A 26,575-nucleotide genomic window follows, 5' to 3' on the forward strand; every position below is an offset into this window, starting at 1 on the left:
TGCACGCCGAAGCGATTAGTTCGAATCGATAAGCCCTGCGGCGAGGAGCAGCCGGCGGAGCATCGCCGCCGTCTGCGCGCGCGTGACGTCGTCCTGCGGACGAACGAAGCCTTCGTCGTTGCCCTGCAGGATCCCGCCTGCGGCCGCGGCCGCGACGGACGACCTCGCCCACTCCGCCACGACGTCTCCGTCCTTGAAGGCGGCGAGCCGCTTGCTCGTCTCCTCGTCCGTGAATTGCCCGCCCAGCTTGGCGACCTGCATCGCTCTGGCCGCGATGACGGCCGCCTCGTTGCGGGTAATGGTGCGGTCCGGACGGAACGTGCCGTCCTCGTACCCGGCGATCAATCCGTAGCCGATGGCGGTACGGACGTATCCGGCGTACCAGTCACCGCCGTTCACGTCGGCGGGAAGCGTCTCGCCCTCCGTCGCGTTCGGCTTGAGTCCGAGCGCCCGCACCGCGATGGCGGCGAATTCGGCCCGCGTCACGCTGCGGTCCGGCTCGAACCGCGAATCGTCGACGCCCTGCACGACAAGACGCGACGCCATATCGTTCACGTCGTCCCGGCTCCAATGCCCTTCGACGTCGGCCATCGTCCGCGGATTCCAGATGACCGAATACGTGCTGTTCGTCAAGCTGTTGATGACCGCGTACGGCTTGCCGTCCCTTGTGACGACCTTGGTCGGCACGTGCGTAATCGTACCGTCCTCGCCCAGGACGACGCCTGTCGTAATGCGGGAAGCGTCGATTCCGTCAGGAAGGGCGATGCCCCGTTCCACGTAGCTGTCGAAGCGGTCGATGTTTACCCGGCTGTCTCCGTAAGAAGCGGACAATTCGAAGTCGATCGGCTTGACGACCAGCTCCATGTTCCCGTTCGAAGCGGCGGATTCGACGAGCTGCGCTTTCGATTCCGGCGATTCGGCGATCCGGAAATGGATGGCGATATCCCCCAGCTCGACGTTCCGTCCGATCGCGGAATATACTTGATCGATCCGGATCTGCGAAGCCTGGAGCGTGTAAGCGGCGAGCGGCGTCTGAATGTCGACGACGGCCTGCTTGTTCTCCATCGCTTTCACCAGTTGACCGTTGAGCTCCGCGACGACGACGTCGGCTTTCGCTTGAACCGGAATCGTAAGCACCTTGTTCCCGTCCCGATTGATCGCTTCCATCACTTTGTCATTGTCCAGTTGAACCGTTGCAACCGTTCGGTCGTCCTTCTTCTCGACCTTCATCGTGGCCGACTGCTCCTGCTTTCGACCGTCCACGATCACCTCGATCCGGTCGTTCGGCCCGGCTTGAGGCGGCGTCGGAACGGACGGCGCGGACGGCACAGCCGGTACGGACGGCACGGCCGGTTCGGGCGACGAAGGCTCCTCCTCGCGCTGAACTGTAACGACGTACAGGTTGTGGAACGAAGCGTCCTGCGCCGTCACTTCGATTTCGATCCGGTTCGCGCCGACGACCAGATCGATCGGCTGCGATGCGGTTCCGCTGGCGACGGGCGTCCCGTTGACGCGGATCGCCGCATGCGACTCTTCGGACGAAGGCGTCACCGTGAGCCGGCTGACACTATAGTCTACGGTAAGCCGGTAGTCGGTCTCCGCTTTGGAGAACGCCGGCGTCAAGCTGCCTCCGCTGACGATCAACCCGGCCAAATCGGCGTTGTCGGAATAACGCATGACGTTGACGGTGTACGTCTTGCCGAGCGTCGGGTCATGCTTGGCCACGACCCGGATCGTAATCGGATTGCTGCCGATCTGCAGCGGAACCGTGGCCGATCCCGTATCGACACCTTGAATGCTGACGATCGAATAGTCCGCTTCATAGACGGCCGCGCTTACCGTCAAGCTGTCGACGGCATGCCCGACTTCCAAGGCATATACATCCCGATTCGAGGTGAAGGCCGGATTCAAATCGCCGGCCGATACCGACAACGAGCCCAGATTCAGGAAGCCCGCGGGCACGATGTTCACTTGAACCGTCGCCGTGCCGGAATCGAGCTGTCCGTCGTTCGCCTTGAACGTAAAGCTGTCGGCCCCCGAGGCTCCCTCATTCGGTATATAGCTGAACGTGCGGCCCCCGTCGGCATCGCTCAAGGTCACTACGCCTTTCCCCGGCTGGCCGACGATGCTGAACGTCAGCGGATCGCCGTCCGCATCGGCTGCCGACAGCTCCGAGATGGCGGGACTATCGAAACCGGCGATTACAGGAGTGAGGCGGTCATAGGCAACCGGTGCCTCGTTGACGTCCGTCACCGCGATCGCAAACGATTTTTGAATCGGATCGCCGTTGGAGTCGGCCGCCTGAACGCGAACGCTGTACGCGCTCTTCGCTTCGAAGTCGAAGCTGGCCGCGGAGAGCAGTTGGCCGCTGCCGTTAACGGTAAAGCTTGCATTGTCGGTGTCTCCATCCCCCGAAACGAGCGAGAAGGCGAACGTGTCGTTCATATAGGCGCTTACCCCGCCCAACGTGCCGACGGTCGTGCCGATCGGACTGTTTTCGGCAATGGAGCCGTTCGACAGCGTAATATCGGTCGGAACCGGATCGAGAGTCGTAAAGCTCTTCTCCTCGCCGTAGCTTGTCCCGCCCACATTCATCGCATAAGCTCTTGCGTAGTAAAGCGTATTGGGTACGAGCCCGTCCAGCTCGACTTGGAACGTCGAACCGAGGAGCGTATCGGACGCCTTCTTGCCGTTCGCCGTCGTCGGGCTCGGAGACGTCGCGTACACGACGCCTCGCTCCATGACCGGGTACCCGTGATCCGACGTCACTTCGGCGTCGATTTTGGCCGTGCCGTAGCTGACCTCGGTCACCGTCGAAGTCGTGACCGAAGGAGGATCCGCATTGATTCTTTTATAGACGCCCGAGCCGCTGACGGCGACGAACGTTCCTTCCGCGTAGATCACTTTGTAAAAGTCTCCGGTGGCGCCGGATGCTTCCTCGTTCCATGCAAGGCCGTCCTCGGAAACGAGAAGTTTCCCTCCGTTGCCGCCGGCGACATACAATCCCGCTCCGTCAACCGTGCCGTAAGCGACGCTGTTCAGCTGGGCGGTGAACAAATTGGGCACGCTGGCCTCGATCGTCGGAAGAGTCGGACTCGCATCGGCGTCCGTCCGGTAAATCTTGCCCCCCTCTCCGACCGCAACGATTTGCGTGCCGTTGCTTGCCAGGCCGTACAGCGGCTTGGGCAGGACGACTTCGGCATCCCAAGTCGTACCGCTGCCGTCGCTCGACTTCCGCAGGCCACCCTGCGAATACCCGGCATTTCTTCCTGCCGCCAGAAAGCTGTTGTTGATATAAAGAATATCGTAATATCTCGGACCGGACCCCGCCATCGCATCGGACCACGTTTGTCCGTCCGGCGAACCTACGACGCCCCGGCCGTTATCGGACGTCATCCGGTAAACCCCGCCGCCGTAAGCGACGCTCGTGAAACCGTAACTGGGCCAGTTGACGACTCCCGACCAGGAGGCGCCGTCCGTCGAATAGAGGAATTGGCCGCCGGTCGCCATGTCGTCGCGCTGAGCGCCGGCGATAAACGTGTCGTTCACATAGTTGACGAACTTGATGGCGCGCGTGGAGACGGCGGAAATGTCGGTGGACGTCCAATCCGTCAAATTCGTCGACGTGTACACCTTGCCTTTCTCCGCGGACGAAAACGCGACATAAATGTCGTTGCCCTGCGCGTCCTTGCCGTAAGCGATGCTGTGGAACACCTTGCTGCTCGTCTTGCTCCAGGTGGCCGCCGCTTGCGCGCTGCCGCCCGGAAAAACCCCGACGATACCGACCACGATCGAGATGATGGCGATCATGGACAAAAACCGAATGCTGCTTGATCTCAAGCTGTTCACCCCTCGGAAACGTTAGCTTGTACTTGTCGGCCTATGGCCGTCAGTTACGTAGTCCCATTGTACCAGGTTACACTGAACATATTCTGAACAATTTCGACATAATACAACAAAATATGCGCGTCTCAAAACTAGTTGTGTCGAACACGGGAAATCGAAATCCCGGCTATTTCGCCCATACGAAAAAGCCGTCCCTGCCGGGACGGCTTTCGATATTTTTTTTATTTTTGCACAGCCCGCTTCACCCGCTCCGCTCTTCGCGAAATCAGTCCCGAACCGTCCCGGCGGCCGGCTTCCGCAAGCCGGCGAGGTCGGCGAGCAGCTCGTACGAGCGGAGGCGCGCCTGATGATCGTAGATGTGGGCGACGGCCATAATCTCGTTCGCCCGCGTATCCCGGATCAGCTTCTCCAGCTTCGTCCGCACCGTGTCGGGCCCGCCGACGATGGAGCCGCCCAAGTTTTGCTGCAGCGCCCATTTCTCGCGCTCCGTCCACAGCTCTTCCATGCTGTCGACCGGAGGCGGAAGCGGACCGGGCTTGTTGCGGATGAAGCTCAGGAACAGCTGCTGGCCGGAGGTGGCGAGCCGGGCGGCTTCCTCGTCCGTGTCCGCCAGGATGACGTTCATCGCGACCATCGCATACGGCTCCTCCAGCACCCGCGACGGCTGGAAGTTGCGATGGTACAGCTCCAGCGCCGGCATCAGCTGCTGCGGCGAGAAATGGCCGGCGAAGGCGAACGGCAAGCCGAGCTCCGCGGCAAGCCGCGCGCTGAAATCGCTCGACCCGAGCAGCCAGATCGGCACGCTCGTCCCTTCTCCCGGAATCGCCCTCACCGGCATCCGTCCGGCGAAGTACGCGCGAAGCTCCTCCAGCTGCTCGGGGAAGTCGTGGCCGTCTCTCCCGCTCGCGCCCCGAAGCGCGGCCGCTGCCAAATGGTCGGTGCCCGGCGCGCGCCCGAGACCGAGATCGATCCGGCCGGGGTACAGCGCCTCGAGCGTGCCGAACTGCTCGGCGATGACGAGCGACGAGTGATTCGGCAGCATAATGCCGCCCGATCCTACCCGAATCGTCGAAGTACCCGCGGCGACGTGCGCGATGACGACCGAAGTGGCGGAGCTCGCGATGCTCGGCGAGTTATGATGCTCGGCCAGCCAAAAGCGCTCGTACCCCCACTTCTCCGCATGTCGGGCCAAATCGAGCGTATTGCGCAGCGAATCGGCGACCGTGCCGCCCGCGACGATCGGGGACACATCCAGCACCGAAAAGGCAACGTTGTTCACCATGCCACCTCGTTTCATAAACTGTGTTTATTTCGAATACAATTAGGCGACAGCCGTGCGCCGTCCCCCTTCCACAAAACGGTGTCGTCGTTCGGTCTGCGCCGACAACGGCATACTGTTATCATATTGCATACAGTTACGAATGTCCACTTCAAAATGCCGGCCCTCGTACGCCAAAAGAGGCTGCCGATCGATCGGCAGCCCCTCCCGGATCCGGTCAATGGTTGACATCGTTCACATACCGGCCGTAATCCGGAACGGCGATCCGGTCGAATTCGGCGGCCAGCCTGCTCAGCCCTTCGGCGAGCGGCTCGCCGGCCATCGGGACGCCGTGCCCCGTCGCCGCGACGGACGGCTTCAGCGCCGCAAGCCGGACGACCGATTCGCGCGCGGCCGCCCAATCGGGCGTCAAATATCTCGGCGGCCCGCTTATCTCCTGCTCCTGCACGAGCACGCTATAGAGCGAATCCTGCCTTACCGTTACGAAGGCGTCCCCCGCCAGCAGCGTGCGGTCGCGCTCCCGAAACAAGGAGACGTGTCCCGGCGTATGCCCGGGCGTGTGCACCCACCGCCACTCGGGAAGGCCGGGCACGGAGCCGTCGGCCGGAAGCGCCGTCACGCGGTCGCCCAGATCGATGCTTTCGTTCGGAAACAGCGGAGACATCTTGGCGATCAGTCCGCCTTCGACCGACGAATCGGGCTCGGGGTAGTCGAGCTTTCCCGTCAAGTAAGGCAATTCCCGCTCGTGCGCATATACCGGCACTTCCCAATGCCGCACCAGCTCGATAATCGCCCCGACATGGTCGAAATGGCCGTGCGTCAGGACGATCGCCGCCGGACGGCGGTCCGATCCGAACCGTTCGCGGACGGCGGCGACGATCGCGTCGGCCGACCTGGGCATCCCCGCATCCACCAGCACCCAATCGTCCGGCCGTCCGGGGTCGCCGACGAACAGCACGTTGACGATTTGCACCGTCTGGCACCAAATATCCGGCCGCACCTCGCGCCCGGTCCCGCTTCCGATCGATACGGCGGGGATGAACGAATAGTCCGAGCCGTAAGTCATATTGTGTTCCATCGGGAAGACTCTCCCTCCGCTTGGAAAAATGATGCGACAGAGGTTAAGTTGTCCCGTTTTCGCGGAAATATGTTCACGAACCGCCGTTCAAATTGCGCAAAAACAACGTGGCGTTCAAATAACGGCGAGCCAGCGACTGAAAATACGACGTTTGCACCGACACCATCGCCACGAACACCGTATTGCTGACGGCCTCCTTCTGGTCGCGGTTCAGTCCGGCCAGCGTATCGGCGAATTTGTCCGCCATCTTTTTCAGCAAATGCTCGAGCATATGGTCGTGGTTGCGCAAGCCGGATTCGTGCCCGGACAAGTCCAGCACCTGGTCGTTGTTCTGATCGAGCTCCTCGAACAAGGCCGAGTAAGCGGCATACAGCCGGAGCGGCCCGATCAGGTCGTCCGTCTCGTCCTCCGGGTTGTTGAACACGAGCGTCAGCATTTTGCGGATCGATTCGAAATCGAGCGTAGCCTTCAAGTCGTCGATGATGAACAAGGTCGCCGTCTGGTCGAACGAATATTTTTTGCCGATCCGGGGCGCACCGATCAGCTCCTTGAAATCCCGCTTCACCCAATTTTGCATCGCTGTCGCGGAGTATTGGCTGTATTCGATCTGGTTGCCTAACGCCACAATATCGGTGAGGGAAAAGCCTTCCCCCGTCCGCTTCATTTTGATGATTTTTTCGAAGATGGGCGGAAGCGACGTCGAGACGAACGCACCCAGCGTTTTCCCGTGCTCCATGTCCGTTTTGTGCGACTTCGCCCACGCCTCCTGCAGGACGGCGATCGGCGGCTTGTCCGTATTTCCGTTCAGCGACAGCAGCAAGCCGGCCATTTGTTTGCGCGTTAAATAAAACGTCTCCACGTCCATCCTCCCCACTTTACGAGTTCATATGAACTTATGATAAGACCAGATCGCAATATTGTCAAAGCCCGCAAAAACGGGCGAGCGATCCCTCCCCGGGCGGTCCCATTTTCCGTGAACCGGCATTTTCCGCCAAAACGGGGGAAATCGGACGTTGCGCATGCTCCCTTTCATTCGATATTATAAGTTCATAAGAACTTATTCATTATAAGTTCATTTAAATTAACCTATTGAACCGGAGGATGGAATGTTAACCTTGAATTTGATTTTGGTCGCCCTGCTGATCGCGGCCACCGCGTTTTTTGTCGCCACCGAGTTCGCCATCGTGAAGCTTCGCCCGAGCCGCGTCGACCAGATGGTGGCGGAAAACCGGAAAAACGCCCTGGCGGTCCGAAAGGTAACGAGCAACCTGGACGCTTACTTGTCCGCCTGCCAGCTCGGCATTACGATTACGGCGCTCGGTCTCGGCTGGCTGGGCGAGCCGACGGTCGAGAAAATGCTTCATCCGCTGCTCGAGCCGCTTCATTTGCCGGGAGACACGATATCGCTCCTCTCCTTTCTCGTCGCCTTTCTCGTCATGACCTATATCCACGTCGTGCTCGGGGAGCTGGCGCCGAAGACGGTGGCGATCCATAAGGCGGAAGCGATCGCGCTTGCGACCGCACGGCCGATTCTGTGGTTCCATACGCTGATGTACCCGTTCATCTGGCTGTTGAACGGCTCGGCCAACGCCCTCGTCCGCCTGTTCGGCATGAAGCCGGCCAAAGAGCATGAGAACGCCCACTCCGAGGAAGAGCTGCGCATCATTTTGGCGGAAAGCTACGAACACGGGAAAATCAACAACACGGAATACGGCTACGTCAACCGGATTTTCGCCTTCGACGAGCTGCTGGCCCGCGAAATTATGGTTCCCCGCACGGACATGGTATGCCTGTACTTGGACCGTTCGAAGGAAGACAATTTGCGCACGATCAAGGAAGAGCAATATACCCGCTTCCCGGTCGTCAACCACGATAAGGACGTCATCGTCGGCATGATCAACACGAAGCAGTTTTTTCTTCGCCACGAGGACAATCCGGACGTCGAGCTGTCGGAGCTGATTGTGCCCGTCATGACGGCGCCCGAGTCGATTCCGATCAAGTCGCTGCTGCGCAGCATGCAGCAGGAGCGCGCGCATATCGCCGTCCTCGTCGACGAATACGGCGGCACGTCGGGCATGATTACGATCGAGGATATATTGGAGGAAATCGTCGGCGAAATCCGCGACGAGTTCGACGCCGAGGAGCGGCAGGACATCGAGACGATCGACGAGCGGCACTGGATCGTGGACGGCAAATTGCCGATTGCGCGCATCAACGACCTGCTCGGCATCGAGATCGAAAGCGACGGGCCCGATACGATCGGCGGCTGGCTGTACGGCCGGCACCCCGACATGAAGAAGGGCAGCGAGTGGCATTACCGCAACTATACGTTCCGGGTCAAGGAAAAGGAGCGCCACCGCATTCGCAAGCTGGACATCATAAAGCACGACCGGCCCGAGATGCCGGAGCCCGCATCCGAGACATAACGGTAGCACGTACAAACAGCCTCCCGCCGATTGCGGGAGGCTGTTTGTTTGCTTCGCCGAAAGGCGATCCCCTCAAGCTCGGATGCCCGCCTTCGCCTGCCGCATTCCCCACAGAGTGAACGCGATCCCGGCGACCGTCACGAGTGCAGCCGCCGCCGGTACGGCGGGCAGGCCGCCGCCGATTCCCGAATCGATCACGGCGCCTCCCAAGTACGCGCCGAACGCGTTGCCGAGGTTGAACGCGGCGATGTTCAGCGTCGAGGCGAGCGTCGGCGCTTCCTTGGCCGTATTCAGCATATGGAGCTGAAGCCCCGGCACGGTGCCGAACGCCGCTACGCCCAATACGAATACGGTGACGAGCGTAAGCGCCTTATGCTGATCGACGACGCCGAATACGGCAAGGACGGCGGCCAGCACGACGAGGATGACGAGCAGCGACGGCAGCAGCTTCCGGTCCGCCAGCTTGCCGCCCAGGATGTTGCCCAGCGTAATCCCGGCGCCGAACAAGACGAGGATGTAGGACACCGAGCTTGGCGCGAAGCCCGTAATATCGACCAATATCGGCGAAATGTAAGTGAACGCCGTGAACACGCCGCCGAACCCGAACACCGTCATCAACAGCGCGACGTGAACGGCCGGCCGGCGAAGCACGCCAAGCTCCTGCCGGAGGCTGGACGCCGCCGCCTTGACCTGCGGCACGAGCACCATAACGCCGACCAGCGCGATGAAGCCGATCGCGGTAATGACCCAGAACGTCGACCGCCAGCCGTACGCCTGCCCGAGGAACGTCCCGATCGGTACGCCCAATATGTTCGCCAGCGTCAGCCCGGTGAACATGATCGCGATGGCGCCGGCCCGCTTCTCATTCGGAACGAGCTGGGCGGCGACGACGGAGCCGACGCCGAAAAACGAGCCGTGCGTCAGCGCGGCCACGATGCGGGCCGCCATCAGCACCGCATAGTTCGGAGCAAGCGCGGCAAGCGCGTTGCCCGCGATGAATAAGATCATGAGCAGCATCAGCAGCGATTTGCGCGGCATCCGGTGCGTCGCGATCGTGACGATCGGGGCGCCGGCCGCCACGCCGAGCGCGTACCCGGTAATGAGCAGCCCGGCGGCCGGAATGGAGACGTTCAAGTTCGCCGCCACTTCGGGGAGCAGCCCCATAATGATAAATTCGGTCATGCCGATGGCGAACGCGCCCAGCGTCAAGGCGTACAGCGCGATCGTCGAGCTTTTGCCCGATACGGCGGCGGACCGGTTGGCCATGTTTGTCGTCATTGCGAAATCCCTCCTCTTGGGGACGGGGAAGGCCGATGTCCGCATCGGCGGGCCGGCCTTCCTCTTCGTTTTATCCCAGTCGTTCGATAACCGCTTCCGTTACGGCGACGGTCGACTGCGGATTTTGGCCCGTTATCAGGTTGCCGTCCGTTTCGACGTGAGACGTCCAGTTCGGAGCCGCCACGAAGATCGCCCCCAGCTGGCGCAGCTTGCTCTCCAGCAGGAACGGGACGTACCGATCCAGCGTCGTCTCCGCCTCCTCCTTGTCCGTAAAGGCGCTGACGCGTTTGCCCGCGACGAGCGGCCGTCCGTCCGACAAGGTGGCGCCGACCAACCCGGCCGGGCCGTGACAGACGGCGGCCACGAGCTTGCCCTTCTCATAGTATTGTCTCAACAGCTCCTGAAGCTTCTTGTCGCCCGGAAGATCGTACATCGTTCCGTGTCCGCCCGGCAGGAAGATCGCGTCGTACGACTCGGCGTCGACGTCGTCCAGCCTCGCGGTATGCTCCAAATGCCGCTGCGCGTCCAAGAACGACGGAGGCGTATCCGCCGCGACGCTGCCGGGATCGACCGGCGCTTTTCCTCCGAGCGGGCTCGCTACCGTCACCTCGTATCCTTTATCGGTAAAACCCGCATAGGCTTCGGCGAATTCCGACAGCCATATGCCGGTCGGCTTCCCTTCATGAATTTCGCTATGATTCGTAACGACGATCAAAATGCGTTTCGTCATCGAGTCGGCACCCCTCGCTTATTATTTTTTGGTTACATCGTTATTGTAAGCCGGGATGTTCTATAAAACAAATTATGAAATTATGCACGATTCATAATTTTATTTATACAAAAAAAAGCCGGCCGGCTGAACCGGCCGACCGTTACGTATGTTTGCGAATGAGCTTCATCGCCGCTTTGACCTCGGGAAGATGCTTATGCTTGAGCTTGTAGGCGAAATAAAGCTCGTTGCGCACGCTCATATCCCCGTACACCACGTTCGCGGGACCGCCGGCCGTTTCGCCCAGCATGTACGTCGGCAGCAAGCTTATTCCGGCGCCGCTTCGGATCGCCTTCAAAATCATGTGCAAGTTCGGAAGGATGTGAACGGGCTTGATCAGGGGACGCTTCTTGAAATGCTCCCGCCAAAATCGGCGGATGATCGGCAAATCGAGCCCGTAGCTGATCCATGTTTGCCCGCACAGCCACTGCTCCCGATCCTTGAGGCTGTCCGTTTCCGGCGCCCGGACGGACTCGGGGGCGACGACGACGAACTGCTCGTCGCACAGCTTCTCGTATTCGATCCCGGGCGCCATATACTTTTTGGACGTGATGACGAGGTCCGCCTTCTCCTCCTTCAAAAGGTCGAGCAATTGATCGGCCGTTCCGAAGTAGGAGACCGTGCACGTCTGAAACAACGGCAGCAGCGGGACGATCCGCTCCTGGTAATATTCGTGCGCCGCTCCGATCTTGATCATCCTGAGGTTGGGCAAGGAAGCCGCCTTGAGACTCATCGTCGTCTCCTCCAACGATTCGATGAGCGGCGCCACATGCGAGTACAGCTGCTTGCCCCTCTCCGTCGGAACGAGCTTCCTCGACATTCGCAAAAACAACGGTTCCCCCACTTCCGCCTCCAGCGACGCCAAATGCTGGCTCATGGCCGGCTGCGTCATCATGCGCGACTTGGCGGCCTCCGAGACGGAGTTGTGCTTGTAGATCGAGACGAAGCTGCGGTACCATTCGAAATCGGCCATGTCCGGACTCCCCTCGCGGCAAGCGACCGCTTGTCCGGCGATCGCACAGGATGTGCCTTCCCGATAACGGTCGGGTCGGTTATTAGTGTATGCCAATCCCGTGTCGGGGACAAGTCCGCCGTTCGGCTCGCGGCGCCCCGCTCGCCTCGAGAACGTTTTTCCGATGCGGGGTTTAAAGCCGCTCCGTTTCGCGCGGCTGGTTTCCCCTAACGGAGGCAATAATGAGGATAGGACGCTATCGCACCCGCAGGCCGCCTTCCGCCATTTATATACCTTTACAGGAATATTCCGAGCATGGTAAGTTAATTACGAAAGGAGAGTTGCGATATGGGCGGAACGACGACAACGCTGAGCGCACTTGCCGAGCCCAACCGCCTGCGCATTGTCGAGCTTTTGCGCGACGGCCCTCTGACCGTAGGGGAAATCGCCGATCGTCTCGGGCTCGGGCAGCCGCAGGCATCCAAACATCTCCGCGTACTTAGCGAAGCCGGGCTCGTCGAGGTGCACCCGAGCGCCAATCGGCGCATCTACAAGCTCCGGCCCCAGCCGCTCCAAGAGCTGGAATCTTGGGTCGAGTCATTTCGCCGCCTCTGGGAAGAACGGTTCGACCGGTTGGACGATTATTTGCTCGAACTGCAAGGGAAGGTCAGGAAGCAGGAAGACGAGAAGTAATCCGGTGCGGCTTCCGGCCGCCATCGGATCGCGGCGGACACGACGGGAAGGCTCCCCTGACGGGAGTTTTTTTCTTTTGCGGCCGGCCGATCGCCACCGGAAGGTCCGCCGGCGTCCCGTGACGCCCCAACGACAAGAAGCCTTCGGACCGTTCCGAAAGCTCGGATCCGAAAGCTTCTTCGCTTCTGCCGTTCGTCCGTATTCGAGCAGCGCCGCCAAACGCTTCCCCCTCAGCCCCGCCGTTCCGCGACGTCCGCCGCCAAGGCCTGCAAGTCCTTCCCGCCAAGCGCCCCTTCGATCAGCTCGGGCAGCCGGTCCGGCGTGCAGCCGAAGCACGGAATGCCGAATCCGGCCAGCTTCTTCGCCACTTGCTCGTCATAGGAAGGGACGCCTTTGTCGGACAAGGCGAGCAGACAGACGACCTTGACGCCCGCCTGCCGCAAGCTTTCCATCCGCCGCAGCAGCGCCGCCTGGTTGCCCCCCTCGTACAAGTCGGAAATAAGGATGAACAGCGTTTTCTTCGGCTCGACGACGAACTGCTCGCAGTATTCGACCGACTTGTTGATGTCGGTGCCTCCGCCGAGCTGGATGCCGAACAGCATGTCGACCGGATCGTGGGCGCACTGCTCGCTCAAGTCGACGACCTCGGTGTCGAAGACGACGACATGCGTGTCCAGCGCCGGCAAGCTGGCGAAGATCGACCCGATGACGGACGCGTAAATGACGGAGTCGGCCATCGAGCCGCTCTGGTCGATATCGAGAATGACCGTCCACTCCTTGCTCCGCCTCGACCGGTCGAAGAAGTAAAACTTTTCCGGCAGGAGCTTGCCGCTGTCCGGATCGTAATGCTTCAAGTTGCGGCGAATCGTCGTCTTCCAATCCATGCTGCTGATCGAAGGCAGCGGGGAATGCCGCCGCCGGTTCAGCGCCCCGGTCACCGCGCTGCGGATCTCGCTTTCGAGCCGCTTCTTGATCTCCTCGACGACGGCGCGGACGAGCTGCCGTGCCGTTTCCTTCGTCTTCTCCGGTATTTTCCCCTTCAACGACAGAAGCGTCGCCACCATGCGCAAGTCCGGCTTCACCTGCGACAGCGTCTCCGGCTCGAACAGCAGCTCCTTCAGCCCTTTGCGCTCGATCGCGTCGGCCTGGATGACGGATACGACGTCCGACGGGAAAAAGGTGCGGATGTCGCCAAGCCACTTGGCCAGCCTCGGCGAGGAAGCTCCGAGACCGGCCGAACGTCCTCCGCCCGAACTTCCCCCGGTGCCGCCGGGACCCGCACCGGCGCCCCCCGCCCCGGCTCCGGTATCGTCATAAATCGCCGCAAGCGCCTCGTCCATCAAACTCCGCTCTTCGTCCAGGAGCGCCGCCCCTTGCGAATAGCCGCCCAGCTTTTCTTCCGCCGCCCGACCCAAGATGAGGCGCCATCTCGCGAGCAGCTCCTGCCGTTCCCGCTCCGACGGCGGCTGCGCCTGCCCCGTCATCGGCTACAAATCCCCGAAATCGAATTCGTTAAGCTCATCCAGCTTCCCTCTCTCCTCTTCGCTAAGCGGACGCTGCAGCAGGTCGGCGGATTGGAGTCCGCCGAGACCCCACAGCTCGCCCATCGTCTCCGCGAGCGACGTCTTCTCCCGCGCCTCGAACGATCCGAACGCCCGGCGCAGGAAGACGAGCGCCCGCCGAAATTGATCGTCGTCCAACGACCGGATATACTCGTCCAGCTGCTTCCACAGCACGGAACGCGACAGCAGCGCGTACCGGTTGCGCATCGACAGCCCTTCGAACCAGCCGGCCCCGATATCGGCCGGAATGCCCGGCGACAGCCGCCGCGACACTTCCTGCGCGATCCGCTCGTCCTCCGCCTCGTTGCGTTCGAGCAGGATGGCGAACGCAAGCCCGGACAGCTTCGCGTTGCGGTCGTCCCGCGCGGCCAGCTCGCTCAGCCGCCGCAGCCAAAGGGCGTCGTCGACGAGCTCGAAGTGCTCCTGCGACACCGCGTGCAATTCGTTCATCGCGCCGACGATTTCCCCCGACGCTTCGTCGCTGCAGGCGGCCGCTTCGACGAGCAGCAGGGCGGCGCGCAGGAACAGCTGCGCCAGCAGCGGCTCGAGCGAGGCGGTATCCATCCGCCGGACGTCGCCGTACCGCAGCAGCACCGACAGCTCGTGCGCGGCTCCCGCCAGCTGGGCGAAGCTGCCGGAGTCGACGGCCAGCCGCTGCAGCGTCGCGCGCGCGCCGTCCATCGCTTCGGGCAAGCCGCACTCGCACGCCTCGCGTACGATGCGCGACGCTTCGCGGATATCGCGGCAAGCGTCGAGCCTCTCCTGGATGACGAAAGCGGCCGCCCACTCGATCGTCTCCCCCTTGAGCGTCGACTCCACCATGCGGATTTCCGCCTCGGGCGTCCACTGGAGCACCCAGTGCTCCGCCCACGTCGCCCCGTCCTGCTTGACCGGCTGCTTGCGGGCGAAGCCGATGTCGAGCAGCCGCAGCCGGTGCAGCAGCGTCGAACGGTTCAGATCGAGGAGCGCCGCTTCTTCGGATTGAACGCGCCGGTTTTCCCGCAAATCGAGCTCCAAGTCTTGCGCCACCGCGGACTTGTATTTCTCCAGCTTCAGCTTCTTCAGATGCCGGTTGAAATCGTCCTGAATCGGCGTCTGGCTGACGCCTTCCGGCAGCGAGCCGATGGCCGTCCCGACGTCCGCCCGGGTGAGCGCCTCCGCTACGGCCGACAGCTCCCCGAATCCGAGACAGACGACGGCCGCGTCGCGCAAATCTTTCCACGTCGGCATGCTGCCGCCGCGCAGCGAGGCAAGCGACTCGGCAAGGCGGACCGCCTCGATGACCGAGGCGGTCGAGCGGAACGTCCCTTCCTCGCGCATCGAGGCCGCCACCGCGGACAAGTAGAGCGCCGGCAGACGCTCGGCTTCCCCGCTTCGCATGCAATGCCACATCAGCTCGAAGTAGGCCGGGGCCGGATTGCCCGCCCCGTAGCCCGAATGCGAGGACAGCTTGTAGTACGAATACGGCATCAGCGTCAATTTCGTAGACGCCCTCGGCAGCTCCCGAAGCTCCCGGTCCGTCATGGCCGGCAGTTCCGAGCCGAGCGACAGCGTCGATGCGTGGTAAGCGCCGGTCACGACGACGATCCGGTCCGGATCGCAGCCCTCCGCCATCGCTTCACGGATGCGGCGCCGCATGTACGATTCCCGGATCGCGTTGTACGCCGCTTCGTGCGGGTCGGCGAGCCGTTCTTCATCCGCGAGCAAGCTTCGCATCTCCGCCGAGAAGACGGCGATCGATTCCCGGTAGCTGCCCGGCTCGCGGTTATGCTCGAAGTGCCGTTCCCAGTAGCTTTCGTAATCGTGCTCCCCGGCCAGCTCCGCGATCCGCTCGTACAGCCCGTGCTGCCGTCGGTAATAGTCGCGGCGCCCTGCGTCCGCCTCCGCCTCCGCCTCTGCCCCGGCTTCCGCTTCCGCCGACGGCCGTCTCGCCCGCTCGTGCAGGACGACCGCGGCGTCCGAGGGCAGGTCGATGAAGGCCGCCCTCGCTCCGTTCTCCGCCGCCCACAAAAACGCCTGATATTCGGGCGAATACGACGCGAGCGGAAAGACGAGCGTCTGGATCGGAATCCGGTCGGTATAGGCCAATATGGCGATCGGGGGGACGACGCCGCGCGCCGTAATCAACGCGATCAGCTCCGTCGCGTCGGACGGTCCCTCCACGAGCACGAGCTGCGGACGGACCCGGTCCAAATAAGCGCGAAGCCGGTACGCTCCCGTCGGGGACAAATGCCGGATGCCGAAAACGCGAACGTCCCGACCGTCCCCCGCGCTCAACCGTTCAGCTCCCGGCATGCGCCGTACAAGCTCCGCCATTCCGACCCCCGCTTCTTCATGACGTTCTCGAGATATTCCTTCCACGCGATCCGGTCTTTCTCCTCGTCCTTCACGATGGCGCCCTGCAGCCCGGCGGCCAAGTCCTCGTCGGCGATTTGCCCTCCTCCGAAGCTGGCGGCGAGCGCCATGCTGTTCGTCAGCAGCGAGATCGCCTCCGCCGTCGAGATGACGCCGCCCGGCGTCTTCACCTTCTCCTTGCCGTCCAGCGTCGTCCCGCTGCGCAGCTCGCGGAAGATGGTGACGACTTTGCGGATCGCCTCCTCCTCCGGCGGCGCCGCCTTCAGCTCGTAGCTCGCCGCGATTTCCCGCACCCGCTTGCGGACGATGTCCACCTCCGTGTCCAAATCGTTCGGGGACGGCAGCACCAGGATGTTGAACCGGCGCTTGAGCGCCGCGGACATCTCGTTCACGCCGCGGTCCCGCGTATTCGCCGTGGCGATGATCGAGAAGCCGCGGGCGGCCGACACTTCGCGGGCGAGCTCGGGGATCGAGATCGTCTTCTCGGACAAAATCGAGATGAGCGCGTCCTGCACCTCCGAGGCGCATCGCGAGATTTCCTCGAAGCGGGCGATGCCGCCGCTCTCCATCGCCCGGTAGATCGGGCTTTTGATCAGCGCCTGGTCGGACGGACCGTTCGCGAGCAGCATCGCGTAGTTCCACGAGTAGCGGATATGCTCCTCGCTCGTCCCGGCCGTCCCTTGAATCACCTTGGACGAATCGCCGTGAATGGCCGCCGTCAAATTTTCCGACAGCCACGACTTCGCCGTGCCGGGCTCGCCGATCAAGAGCAGCGCGCGGTCCGTCAGCAGCGTGGCGATGGCGATCTCCACCAGCCTCCGGTTGCCGATATATTTCGGGGTGATAGTCACCCCTTTCGCTTCCCCGCCGGTTATAAACGTCAGCACCGCACGCGGCGACAGCTTCCACCCCGCCGGCTTCGCGTCCGTATCGAACGCCTGGAGCGCTTCAAGCTCCCGCTCGTACTGCCGTTCGGCCGGCAGCCTTAGAACCGTTTCGTTTTGAGCCATTCGATCCATCCCGCTCCTTTACCCGTCTCTTGGTCCGTCTTCGATTCGATCGCGTCCGCCAGCTCGATCAGCCGGTCCTTCACGTTCTCGTAGGCAATGCCCTCGGCGTATCGGCGAAGCCGCTCCCCGTACGGGCGCGGCAGCATCGACAGCAGCTGCGTCTTCTCGCGGTCGAGGTAGTACAGCTGCCGAGGCGGAACCTGCTCCAGCGCGCTCATCGCAAGCTCGGGGGCGTCGGCCGAGCCGAGCCGGAACAGAGCCAGCAGCGCCGAGACGGTCCCGGCCTTGTTCAGCTGCGGCGCCGCGGCGACCTTGCCGGTCAAGTACGCAATCGTCTTCCGGTCGGCGCGCCGGGCCAGCCGGCAGACGAGCTCCGCTTCGTCCAGCTCGACGAGCCGATCGACCCAGCGCTCGTCCCAATCCGTATGCACGCCCTCGTCTTCAGGTTCATCCGTCTCCTCCGACGCATGAGCCTCCGGCACCGTCCATGCGCGCATCGCGCGCATCAGCTCCCGCGTCTCGGCGCGATGCTTGTTCGCCGCGAACGGCTCGTATGCCTCGTAGACGTCGCCGGGCGGCAGCGTCCGAACGGCCGCGGCGAAGCTGTAGGGGAGGAGCCGGTGGCCGCCGCGGTGCCGCATCCCGTGCAGGAACGCGTAGGCCGACGGCGTCTCCATCCCGAGCAGCATCGCCGCGGACAGCTCGCGCAGCTCCGCCGTCTCCTTCGCCTTCTCCGGCAGCGGCGCGTCGGTCAAAATCCGGGTCAGCAGCCGCTCGCAGCCGTCGAGCCGCTTCCCGTCCAGCGACTGCACGGCCGCTAGCAGCCGGCCCGCGGCATCTTCTCTCGCCTCCTCGGTGTCCGCCGCCCCGAGCTTCCCGAGGCACTCGTCCGCATACCGCAGCACTTGCCCGGCCAGCCGCCCGTCCCCGCTTTGGCGGATCGGCTCGACGGCCAAGTCGCTTTCTTTGCCGGCCAGCGCTTCGAGAAGACGTGCGGCGGCTTTCTCCGTGCTGAGCTCGGCCAATGCGCCCAAGGCGGCGCGGCGAATTTCCTTTTTGCGGTCATGGGACTGCTCCAGCAGAAACGCTTCCTCGTCCGGAAAGCCGCCCAGGAGACCGATCGCCGCATGGCGCACGTCGGACGACCCTTCTTTGGCCGCCTGTACGTACAGCTCCCGCTCGGCGGCGCCCGCAAGCCGGTAAATCGTCTGCAGCTTGCGCGCATCGCCTTTCCCACCCTTCAGATCGAGCTGCCGCTTCAAAATCGGCAGGGCGGGCGCCCCGATCGCCGGCAGCAGATGGGAGGAGACGAATTCGGCGATCTCCGAGAACGGGTCCTCCAAGGCGATGGCAGCCGCCACATGCGTCCGCATATCCCGGTACAGCTTCTCCTCGTACCCTTGGCGAATCGCCTCCAGCCGCCCGGGTCCCCGCTCCGTCAGCGCGTCGACGAACGGCTTCAGCCGGCGGAACGGAACGTCCGTCGTCCCGCCCGGGACGGCCGCGCCGCCGATCGGCTCCAGCGTCCCGGCCGCGTCCGCGCTGCCTTGCGTATACAGAATCGCATGCAGCAGGGAGCCGAGCTCCAGCAGCTGGACCGGCGCCTGCTCGCGGTCCGCGTCGTGCAGCTGCCGGACCGCATCCGCCACCCGCTTGAACACCGGAGCGCTCTCTCCGAGCCGCTCCAGCTGCGGCAGCAGCTTGCCGAGACGCATGTCGCCCGCCGCCAAGCCGCTGCCGGCGATGAACAGTCTGCGCGCCTCTTGGTGCAAATCGTGCAAAATCGCGATGCTCATCGTTTGGTTTCCCCTCCTGTCGTCAGTAGACGAAGCGAATCGACTCGGTATCGGTCACGATCGCGAGCGGCTGCGCGGTCAGTCGACCGTCCTGCAAATCGTGCTCGAACATGACGAGCATCGCTTGATCCTCCGCCGCGCTCTTCTCGAGAAGCGGCAGCAGCTGCGTGACCGGATGCGACAACGCGCGAATGTTGCCGAGCGCGATCCGCTTGCCTTCCCCGTCCTCGATCGCGTACCGGTCCCCGACCGTTCCGAGCCTCGCGTAACGGAGCAGGGCGATCGGACGCTTGTCGGACAGCGGCTGCTTCAATTCGTTTTTGACCGATTTGATCGCCTCCGCAAAGGAGCGTACGGCATGCGCTTTGACGGCGGCGAGGTCGGCGGGCGCCGCCTCCCGCATCGTCATCTCCTCGAAGCGGATTCTCGGCGTCCGCCCTCCCGGATAGACGAACACCTCCTTCGCCCGGACGACGGCGTAGCAAGAGTCCTCCTCCTTGATATATTTCGCCGCCCGAAACGGCCGGTAATGACGGGTCGCATACAGCTCGCCCGAGTCGAGCCGCACCCAGAACCCCTCGTCCACATATTCGCCCCGCGCTTCGTCCGCATAGGAACGGAACGCCAGCTGAAGCAGCTCCGCATCCGTCCGGACGAGCCCGTGCTCGCGCAGCTCGGCCAGCTGCCAGGCGTGGCCGATCCACTCCTCGAGCGGCGATTCCGTGTCCGGCGGCAGGTCGGGATCGTCCCGCCGGGCCGCGATATAGTCCCGGCTCTTCTTGACCAACGTATGGAGGACGGTCAGCCGGTCCATCGCTTCCGTATACAGCCGCTCCCGGTCGTCCGTCTGCCGCAGCGCGAGCAGCAGCTCGCGGAAGGCGGCTTGAAGCCCGGGCACGTAATAGTTGCCGAGCTGCTTCGCCTGGTCCTCCATCACCTTGAGCGCCTTCGCGTCCAGCGAGGCGAGTCCGGCCTGGACCGTCTGCCGCACGAGCTTATCCAGCAGGTCGATGCCCTCGAGCTGGGCGGCCAGCTTTTTGACGAGCGCGCTTTTGTTCGTTCGGCGTTTCGGCGCCGGTGACGCGGCGCCGTCCTCCCCGCCGGTTGCGGCCGCTTGGGCCGCCTCCTTCTTTTTCTCCTCCCGCTGCTCCGCCTTGCTCCGCTTCTCGGCGATGTCGGCCGGAACGTCGGCCGTCTCGAACGGCTGCCCGGCCGCATACGCGTACAGCAGGCCCAAATTATGCTTGCACGGAAACTGCCGGCTCGGGCAGCTGCACCGGTACACCGGCGCTTCCGGCTTCGCGAAATCGACGGAGCAGCGGTACGGCTCCTTGCCGCTGCCCTTGCATTCCCCGAACAGCAAGGTTCCGTCCTCCGAACGGCGCAACGCCGGGAAGCTGTTCTTCTTCGCCAAATCTCTGCCGTTTTTGGCCGCGGCCGCATTCAGCGCCAACGAATCGACGTAAGCTTCGGTTATCGCAGTCACTTGGTTCCCTCGCTCGCTATCGGAATGAATGTTGAATGTCCTTACCGTCTACAACTATTCCATAACGGAGGCGAATTTTCCTTTTTTCGGCATGCTTCGGGCGATGGACAGTCCTATCAACTCAAACTCGCCTTGGAAACCGGTTTGAACCAACCATATAATTCGAATTCGGGAGGTGACGATTTTGAATATAATGGGGAATCGCGTGCTGCTGACCCCGGTCGGCGCCGAAGATTTGGATTGGATTTGCCGCACCGAATGCGACGCTCAATTGTGGCGTTTCGAAGATCGGGTCGAGTCGGACGAAGAAGCCGTCCGAAGCTTATCTGGAGAACATTAGGGAAACCGGGGAGCCGGACCGCTTCGATTTCGTCGTGAGGCCTGCGCGGACGCCGGGGCAACGCCGATCGGTCTGGCGCAAATTTGGCGCTACGTCGAGCATCGGAGAAGCTGGGAAATCGGGTTTGCCGTCCTGCCCGAATACGGAGGGCGCGGTTACGGAACCGAGACGGCGAGCCTGCTGCTGCGTTTCGCGTTCGAGCATCTGGACGCGCATAAAGTCGTCGGCATGTGCAATTCGCACAACACGCGCTCGGCCGCACTCCTGGAACGGATCGGGGCACCTCGCTTGATTATGGCCCCTCTCCCGAAAAACGGTCCACGCTTCCTCGAGCTTGTCCTGATCGGCAAGCATCGATAGCAGCAGCGGCGGTTGCCGCCTTCCGCCTTGACGAATTCCGTCCATTCGAGCAGCTTCTGCTCCCGGTCCTTGCGGCGTCCGCCATCTTCGCCGGCCTCCGGTAAATCCCGATACCCGGACAAACGCTCCGTCCAAGCGAAAACCGCATCGGCGTTGCCCGCCTTCTCGCATAGCCGGATATCCATTCCGCTAGGCGCCGCCCCGGTGAGCCACTCCGGGAAATCGTTCCAATCCACCGATTCCGTAGGCGGCGGATCGAGAGAAGGAAAACATCCCGTTATTTCGGACGATGGGCCTGGATACGGAGTTATTGATGGAAATTCTCCTCCTAAATTGGCTTGGCTGCCGATGATTAGCCGTTTTGTCTGAAATTAGCGGGACAATTTCCATTTCATTCCCCCGTATCTCGTGGAGACTGGAAAATTTACATGATCTTTTCCCGTTAAGCCGATCATATCCGACTCGTGGATAATGACCGGAATCTTGTTCATCCGGCTTCCAAGAACGACCGGGACGGAAACGAACCCTCCTTTCAAAAAAACGATGGCGGGTTTCAAACGACGTAATAATCTATAAATTTTTATTTTACCGACTGCAAAGCGTTCCCGACCTGGTCGAGGTGCTTCGCCATCGTCGCTGCGGCCAGCCTCGGATCTCCGTCGCGAATCGCAGCGAACAGCTTCATGTGCTCCCCAAACAGCTTGCCGGCCGTATCCTTCCCGCTGTAGAGCCACAGCTTGCGGCTGTCCTTGATGGTGCGGAACATCGCCGCAGAAATGTGCGTCATCATCGTTTCCAGAATCGCGTTACCGGACGCTTTGGCGATGGCGAGATGAAAGTTTGTATCGTAAATCCGGCTGATTTCTTCGTTGCCGACGGCATCTCGCATTTGCCCGATGATTTTGCCCAGCTCCTCGACATCTTCGGCGGTCCGGTGCTTGGCTGCCAGCTCGGCCGCTCCGACCTCGAGGATTTTACGCACCATGAGCACCTGCGACAGCTCGGCGTTCGAATTCTGCAGCGATTCCAGCACGGCCAACGGCTCGAGCCCGGGCTCCTTGACGTACGTGCCTCCGCCCTGCCGGGATTCGACCAGACCGAGCGCCTTCAGATGGCCGAGCGCCTCGCGCACCGTCGAGCGCCCCACACGGTACCGTGCCGCCAGCTGGTCGATTGTGTCGAGCTTCTCTCCCGGTTTGATCAGTCCCGCTTCAATAATGCGCCGAAGCTCGTCCGTAATGATTTCGTAATTTTTCCTCTGCAAATGGATGGAAATCCCCTCCGTCGCGATTTATGATCCATTAGCACTAAAATTCATCAGATGACCTGCATAATATTTAGGCTGCGGGAGGGGGCCAAGTGCTCCGAGATGAGGGGAAACGGCAGCTGGCGGCCAATTGGATCAACTTACCGTTTGATAACTTGTTCCCTGTCCAGCGATATAGGAAAATCAAAATAGGTATTGGGATACGGCTCATTTTTCAACGTGTAATGCCACCATTCGCACTCATAGGAGTTAAATCCGCTGGACTCCATGATAGAACGCAATAACTGGCGGTTTTTCGTTTCGGCTTCAGTGATTCCTTTCGCTCCGTGATGAGAGATGACATCCATCAGATCAAAATCGCCACCCATCGAAACAAGAGCGCCGGTATCCGCTCGATAAAGAGTCAGATCGATTGCGCTGCCCCGGCTATGACTCGATTGAGCCGCTACGTAACCCTTCCGAATCATTTCGGAACGGACGATACGAGGATAATGCTTGGATTGGGTACGCCCATCTTCAGGCTCTTCCGACCATTGCAGAAAGCGATTCACAGCGCGTTGCGGACGATAACCGTCCCAGAGAAGCAAGCCGTACCCGAGGGCAGCCGCCTGCTCCTGTGCCGCATGCAGCGCGGCAGCCAATTCATTGGTGCCGACAATACGATTGACTTCATACCCATCGACCGGTTTTCCGGTGAAATTGTCCCATGTGGCATACTTGGCATCCCAACGAATTCCGGGGAGAACCTCATCAAGGAACACAAATCCTTTTTCCATATGCTTATCCCTCCATCGCTAATGCAACCACGCGTTCAATCACATCGGCAAGCGTTAAGCCGGCGGCGGCCATCATTCTTGGATAACGGCTGTATGAGGTACAGCCGGGCATCGTGTTGACTTCATTGAGCACGACTTGCCCGTCTTCCTGCAGAAACATATCCACACGAGCAAGCCCGCTGCAGCCCAAAGCCCGATAAATCCGCTTCGCTGTTTCTTGCACCCGTTTCTTGTCCTGATCGGAAAGATCGGCTGGAACCTTGATCGTAGCGTTTTCGGAACCGTTCTCCGGATTTTTTTCCTGATGGATTCGGAAGAAGCCATGCGATAACCGGACTTGATCCACTTGGCCGACAAACAAGTCGTTACCGGTTCCCAACACTGCGCAGCCTACCTCGCTGCCGGAAATCGTTTGCTCAATCACAATTTTGGCATCATATTGCCTTGCGCTTTCGATGGCTTCCGGCAATTCGTCCCTATTGCATACTTTGCTGACACCAAAAGACGATCCGGAACGGGCTGGTTTAACAAAGACGGGATAAACCAATTGCTCCTCGTCCGGCATGTCACCTTGGTTGAATGTCAAAAAATCCGGCGTAGCGATTCCTGCGTTTTTTACGATCCCGTAAGCCAAAGATTTGTCCATGCACAGCACCGAGCTCTGGATATCGCAGCCTACATAGGGAATGCCGGAAAGCTCCAACAGTCCCTGCATGGCGCCATCCTCCCCCATTTTTCCGTGCAAAACGGGAAATACGACATCCAGGCGGATAATCTTGCATTCTCCCTGCTCCAACACAATCAGCCCGTGGACGTTTCTGTCCGGCGACAACATGGCGGGAATGCATGTTCCGCTTTCCCAATTCGCATCGGGATACTCGCAGAGCTTCCATCCACCGTCTTTGGTTATCCCGATGTAAAGCGGATCAAATTTCTCGGGGTCAAGGTTTCTCGCGATCTCCTGTGCGGATTTTATGGAGACATCATGTTCTTCCGAACAGCCTCCGAATAAAACGGCAAGCTTGAGCTTGTTCATTTAGTTCTGCCCCTTTCGAATTCCAAGCAATTCCGAATCGTGTTCTCCACGATATCTTGCAGCGCGTGTTCGGTGTAATAAGCGGTATGCGGCGTAATAATCGCATTCGGCAATTTTTGCAATCGCGGCAGAAGTTGATTATGGATCGGCTTGTTTGTCCAGTCGTGGTAGAATATCCCTTCTTCGCCTTCAACGACGTCCAATGCGGCGCCCCCCAGCCTCCCGTTTTCCAGAGCCCCGATCAGCGCCTCCGTGTCAATAAGAAAACCGCGTGCGGTGTTAATAACGAAGGCCCCGTGCTTCATGCTTTTGATCCGATCCCGGTCAAGGATATGGTACGTATCGGCATTGAGCGGCATATGAAGCGTCAGGATATCGCTTTGCCGCAGCAGTTCGCCCAGAGTAACATATTCGGCCTTCGCTTGCGGATACGAGCTGTAAGCCAGTATGCGGCATCCGAAGCCGATTAGCCGATCGATTACCGCTTGACCAATGCGGCCCGTCCCCAATACCCCCACCGTCATGTCGCGAAGTTCCCGTCCCGGTACGGCGCAAAGCTTGTAATCATGGACGTCCGCCCTGCGCAAAACCGACTTTGCATTTCGGATAGTCATGAGTATCAGCATCAACGTATAATCGGCTACGCTGGCCGGCGAATAAGCGACATGACCGATCGTAATGCCAAGCTTTTCAGCCGCTTGAAGGTCAATGTGGTTGCAGCCTACGCTTCTTGTGGACAGGTACGCGACGCCGTTTTCTTGGAGTGCGCGAAGAGTGGAAAAATCGATTTCCGTTTTATGGCTTACGCTTATACAACAAGCGCCCGATGCCAGCGCGGCGTTTTCCGCCGATACCGCCGACTCCATGATCCTCGGTTCAATCCCATAATGGGGAGAATACCTCCTGAACAAATCGGCTTCTTCTTTTTCACATCCATAAATCGCGATCCTTGGTTTCTCCATAATGTCAACCATCCTGTCTTATGACCTCGATGGATCGGGCAATTGATATCCGATCTCACAAAAGGTATAATCTGTTTCACTTTTCGCCTACGGGGAAATTCGGGTAACGCGTTTTCTTGGCCTATCGACATCCTTTCTGCAAAATAAAAGCCTGACTGCTTTGATAAAACCATGTTATCAAAAGCGGGCAGGCCGAATTTTAATATGAAGTTAGTTAATTCCTAAGAAAATCCTAACATCGGATTGATGTTTTCCTAATGTGTAGCGGGTAAAGAAACCGTAAAGGTAACGGTGTTATCTTTGCTTTGGGCCACAATGGTTCCACCATGCAGGGTGACGATTTCTTTTGCGATGGACAACCCTAACCCGGAACCGCCGGTGTCGGAAGTGCGCGCTTCATCCAAGCGATAAAACTTTTCGAAAATGGCGGCCAGCTTGTCCGGTGGAAGGGTATGGCCATGATTTTGGAAAACGATCTTTATATCACCCTCCGCTTCCTCTGCGGAAATAGCGATTTCCGTATTTGGGTAGCTGTATGCCGCCGCGTTTTTCAAAATATTATTGAATACCCGCGCCAGTTTCACCGGGTCGCCGTACACGGTCAAATTTTCGTCTGCGTGAAGTTCGGCGGTATTTCCTTTTTCGGATAGGATCGGATAAAACTCGTCCGTCATTTGCACAAGCATGTAGTAAAGGTCGATCATTTCCTTTTCCAGCTTGATTTGCTGCAAGTTGTACCGAGTGATTTCAAAAAATTCGTTGATTTGTTTCTCCAAGCGATAGGCTTTGTCGAGTGTAATGCGGGTATATTTGGCTCTCTTCTCCATGGGCATATCGGGAGCCTCGTCCAATAAACTCAAGTAACCGATTACAGATGTAAGCGGAGTCCTGATGTCGTGGGCCAAATAAACGACCAAATCGTTTTTGCGTTGCTCCGCTTCCTGAGCCGCCTCTTTCTGTCTTTTCAGCTTGTCCTTTATGGTATTCAGACGATTTTCCATGAAATCCATCTCCGGGGAGAGGGATATTCTATCCTCCGAATCTTCCACAAGCCGATCCATGCCGGAGCTGATTTCATCCAAATGCTTGGTGAACCAGGAGATCGAGAATCGAGAAAGAACGACCAGAAAAACCAACGTCAAAAGAAGCAGAATGATATCCAAGTTATTGCGAAACATATAATCCTGAATTTCGAAAGTACTGCGCATTAAAAACATAAAAAGGGCTCCAAATCTTTGGTAGAATGGTGTTTGTCCAGGACAACATCACCCAAAGAGAGGAGCACCTTTTAGGTGAAGTCTACC

At 60.4% G+C, this 26,575-nt stretch carries 20 protein-coding genes and 2 pseudogenes; 4 read left to right on the plus strand and 18 right to left on the minus strand.

Annotated features, from left to right (window positions below):
* Positions 1-15: 15 nt before the first annotated feature.
* From DLM86_RS30015 to DLM86_RS30030, 4 genes are all read right to left on the minus strand, one after another.
* Complete coding sequence (locus DLM86_RS30015) at positions 16-3,840, minus strand: S-layer homology domain-containing protein (protein ID WP_110843743.1); 3,825 nt, start codon at positions 3,838-3,840, stop codon at positions 16-18.
* 271 nt (positions 3,841-4,111) lie between these two features.
* A complete protein-coding gene (locus tag DLM86_RS30020; protein WP_211326608.1) occupies positions 4,112-5,128 on the minus strand; it encodes an LLM class flavin-dependent oxidoreductase in 1,017 nt (338 codons plus the stop codon).
* Between the two features lie 214 nt (positions 5,129-5,342).
* Positions 5,343-6,203 carry an MBL fold metallo-hydrolase gene (locus DLM86_RS30025; RefSeq protein ID WP_110843745.1) on the minus strand — a complete coding sequence of 287 codons (861 nt, stop codon included), beginning with the start codon at positions 6,201-6,203 and terminating at the stop codon, positions 5,343-5,345.
* A gap of 73 nt (positions 6,204-6,276) precedes the next feature.
* The gene (locus tag DLM86_RS30030; protein WP_110843762.1) at positions 6,277-7,062 is read right to left on the minus strand and encodes a DUF1836 domain-containing protein; all 786 of its coding nucleotides are present in this window, start codon (positions 7,060-7,062) and stop codon (positions 6,277-6,279) included.
* A 247-nt stretch (positions 7,063-7,309) separates the two neighbouring features.
* On the opposite strand from DLM86_RS30030, the gene DLM86_RS30035 reads away from it, so the two are divergent.
* Positions 7,310-8,629, plus strand: a complete 1,320-nt coding sequence (locus tag DLM86_RS30035; RefSeq protein ID WP_110843746.1) for a hemolysin family protein — start codon at positions 7,310-7,312, stop codon at positions 8,627-8,629.
* A 72-nt stretch (positions 8,630-8,701) separates the two neighbouring features.
* On the opposite strand, the gene DLM86_RS30040 is transcribed toward DLM86_RS30035, so the two are convergent.
* The 3 genes from DLM86_RS30040 to DLM86_RS30050 form a co-directional block, all read right to left on the minus strand.
* On the minus strand, positions 8,702-9,907 hold the full coding sequence (locus tag DLM86_RS30040) for an MFS transporter (RefSeq protein WP_110843747.1): 1,206 nt from the start codon (positions 9,905-9,907) through the stop codon (positions 8,702-8,704).
* A gap of 70 nt (positions 9,908-9,977) precedes the next feature.
* Complete coding sequence (locus DLM86_RS30045) at positions 9,978-10,637, minus strand: type 1 glutamine amidotransferase domain-containing protein (protein WP_110843748.1); 660 nt, start codon at positions 10,635-10,637, stop codon at positions 9,978-9,980.
* 142 nt (positions 10,638-10,779) lie between these two features.
* Positions 10,780-11,649, minus strand: a complete 870-nt coding sequence (locus DLM86_RS30050) for a LysR family transcriptional regulator (protein ID WP_110843749.1) — start codon at positions 11,647-11,649, stop codon at positions 10,780-10,782.
* 327 nt (positions 11,650-11,976) lie between these two features.
* On the opposite strand from DLM86_RS30050, the gene DLM86_RS30055 reads away from it, so the two are divergent.
* On the plus strand, positions 11,977-12,321 hold the full coding sequence (locus tag DLM86_RS30055; protein WP_110843750.1) for an ArsR/SmtB family transcription factor: 345 nt from the start codon (positions 11,977-11,979) through the stop codon (positions 12,319-12,321).
* Between the two features lie 230 nt (positions 12,322-12,551).
* On the opposite strand, the gene DLM86_RS30060 is transcribed toward DLM86_RS30055, so the two are convergent.
* The 5 genes from DLM86_RS30060 to DLM86_RS30080 are packed head-to-tail and all read right to left on the minus strand — an operon-like array spanning position 12,552 to position 20,530.
* Positions 12,552-13,805 carry a VWA domain-containing protein gene (locus tag DLM86_RS30060; RefSeq protein WP_110843751.1) on the minus strand — a complete coding sequence of 418 codons (1,254 nt, stop codon included), beginning with the start codon at positions 13,803-13,805 and terminating at the stop codon, positions 12,552-12,554.
* Between the two features lie 3 nt (positions 13,806-13,808).
* Positions 13,809-16,178 carry a DUF5682 family protein gene (locus DLM86_RS30065; protein WP_110843752.1) on the minus strand — a complete coding sequence of 790 codons (2,370 nt, stop codon included), beginning with the start codon at positions 16,176-16,178 and terminating at the stop codon, positions 13,809-13,811.
* Complete coding sequence (locus DLM86_RS30070) at positions 16,157-17,248, minus strand: AAA family ATPase (RefSeq protein WP_110843753.1); 1,092 nt, start codon at positions 17,246-17,248, stop codon at positions 16,157-16,159. Before DLM86_RS30070 ends, DLM86_RS30065 begins: the two co-directional genes overlap by 22 nt.
* Positions 17,224-19,044 carry a HEAT repeat domain-containing protein gene (locus tag DLM86_RS30075; protein ID WP_110843754.1) on the minus strand — a complete coding sequence of 607 codons (1,821 nt, stop codon included), beginning with the start codon at positions 19,042-19,044 and terminating at the stop codon, positions 17,224-17,226. Before DLM86_RS30075 ends, DLM86_RS30070 begins: the two co-directional genes overlap by 25 nt.
* Positions 19,045-19,066: 22 nt before the next feature.
* A complete protein-coding gene (locus DLM86_RS30080) occupies positions 19,067-20,530 on the minus strand; it encodes an SWIM zinc finger family protein (protein ID WP_110843755.1) in 1,464 nt (487 codons plus the stop codon).
* A gap of 184 nt (positions 20,531-20,714) precedes the next feature.
* Between DLM86_RS30080 and DLM86_RS32275 the strand changes: the two genes are divergently transcribed.
* Both DLM86_RS32275 and DLM86_RS33270 read left to right on the plus strand, forming a co-directional pair.
* The gene (locus DLM86_RS32275) at positions 20,715-20,870 is read left to right on the plus strand and encodes a hypothetical protein (protein WP_158289724.1); all 156 of its coding nucleotides are present in this window, start codon (positions 20,715-20,717) and stop codon (positions 20,868-20,870) included.
* A 60-nt stretch (positions 20,871-20,930) separates the two neighbouring features.
* Positions 20,931-21,230: pseudogene (locus tag DLM86_RS33270) on the plus strand (GNAT family N-acetyltransferase); the annotation flags it as partial.
* A gap of 371 nt (positions 21,231-21,601) precedes the next feature.
* Here DLM86_RS33270 and DLM86_RS33135 read toward each other — a convergent pair.
* The 6 genes and pseudogenes from DLM86_RS33135 to vanS all read right to left on the minus strand — a co-directional run.
* Positions 21,602-21,787, minus strand: a complete 186-nt coding sequence (locus DLM86_RS33135) for a glycosyltransferase (RefSeq protein WP_342773130.1) — start codon at positions 21,785-21,787, stop codon at positions 21,602-21,604.
* Between the two features lie 23 nt (positions 21,788-21,810).
* Positions 21,811-22,494: a FadR/GntR family transcriptional regulator gene (locus DLM86_RS30095; protein ID WP_110843757.1), complete on the minus strand. Its 684-nt coding sequence runs from the start codon at positions 22,492-22,494 to the stop codon at positions 21,811-21,813.
* A gap of 143 nt (positions 22,495-22,637) precedes the next feature.
* Positions 22,638-23,273, minus strand: coding sequence for a D-Ala-D-Ala dipeptidase VanX (gene vanX, locus DLM86_RS30100; RefSeq protein ID WP_110843758.1), 636 nt, complete (start codon positions 23,271-23,273; stop codon positions 22,638-22,640).
* A 4-nt stretch (positions 23,274-23,277) separates the two neighbouring features.
* Positions 23,278-24,309, minus strand: a complete 1,032-nt coding sequence (gene vanA / locus DLM86_RS30105; RefSeq protein ID WP_110843759.1) for a D-alanine--(R)-lactate ligase — start codon at positions 24,307-24,309, stop codon at positions 23,278-23,280.
* Positions 24,306-25,271 (minus strand): D-isomer specific 2-hydroxyacid dehydrogenase family protein, encoded by a 966-nt coding sequence (locus DLM86_RS30110; protein WP_110843764.1) that lies wholly within the window; start codon positions 25,269-25,271, stop codon positions 24,306-24,308. Before DLM86_RS30110 ends, vanA begins: the two co-directional genes overlap by 4 nt.
* Positions 25,272-25,525: 254 nt before the next feature.
* A pseudogene (vanS, locus tag DLM86_RS30115) lies at positions 25,526-26,464 on the minus strand (vancomycin resistance histidine kinase VanS); the annotation flags it as partial.
* Positions 26,465-26,575: the final 111 nt, after the last annotated feature.

Origin of the sequence: Paenibacillus flagellatus (assembly GCF_003217775.1) — a bacterium.
Classification (GTDB): domain Bacteria; phylum Bacillota; class Bacilli; order Paenibacillales; family NBRC-103111; genus Paenibacillus_AB; species Paenibacillus_AB flagellatus.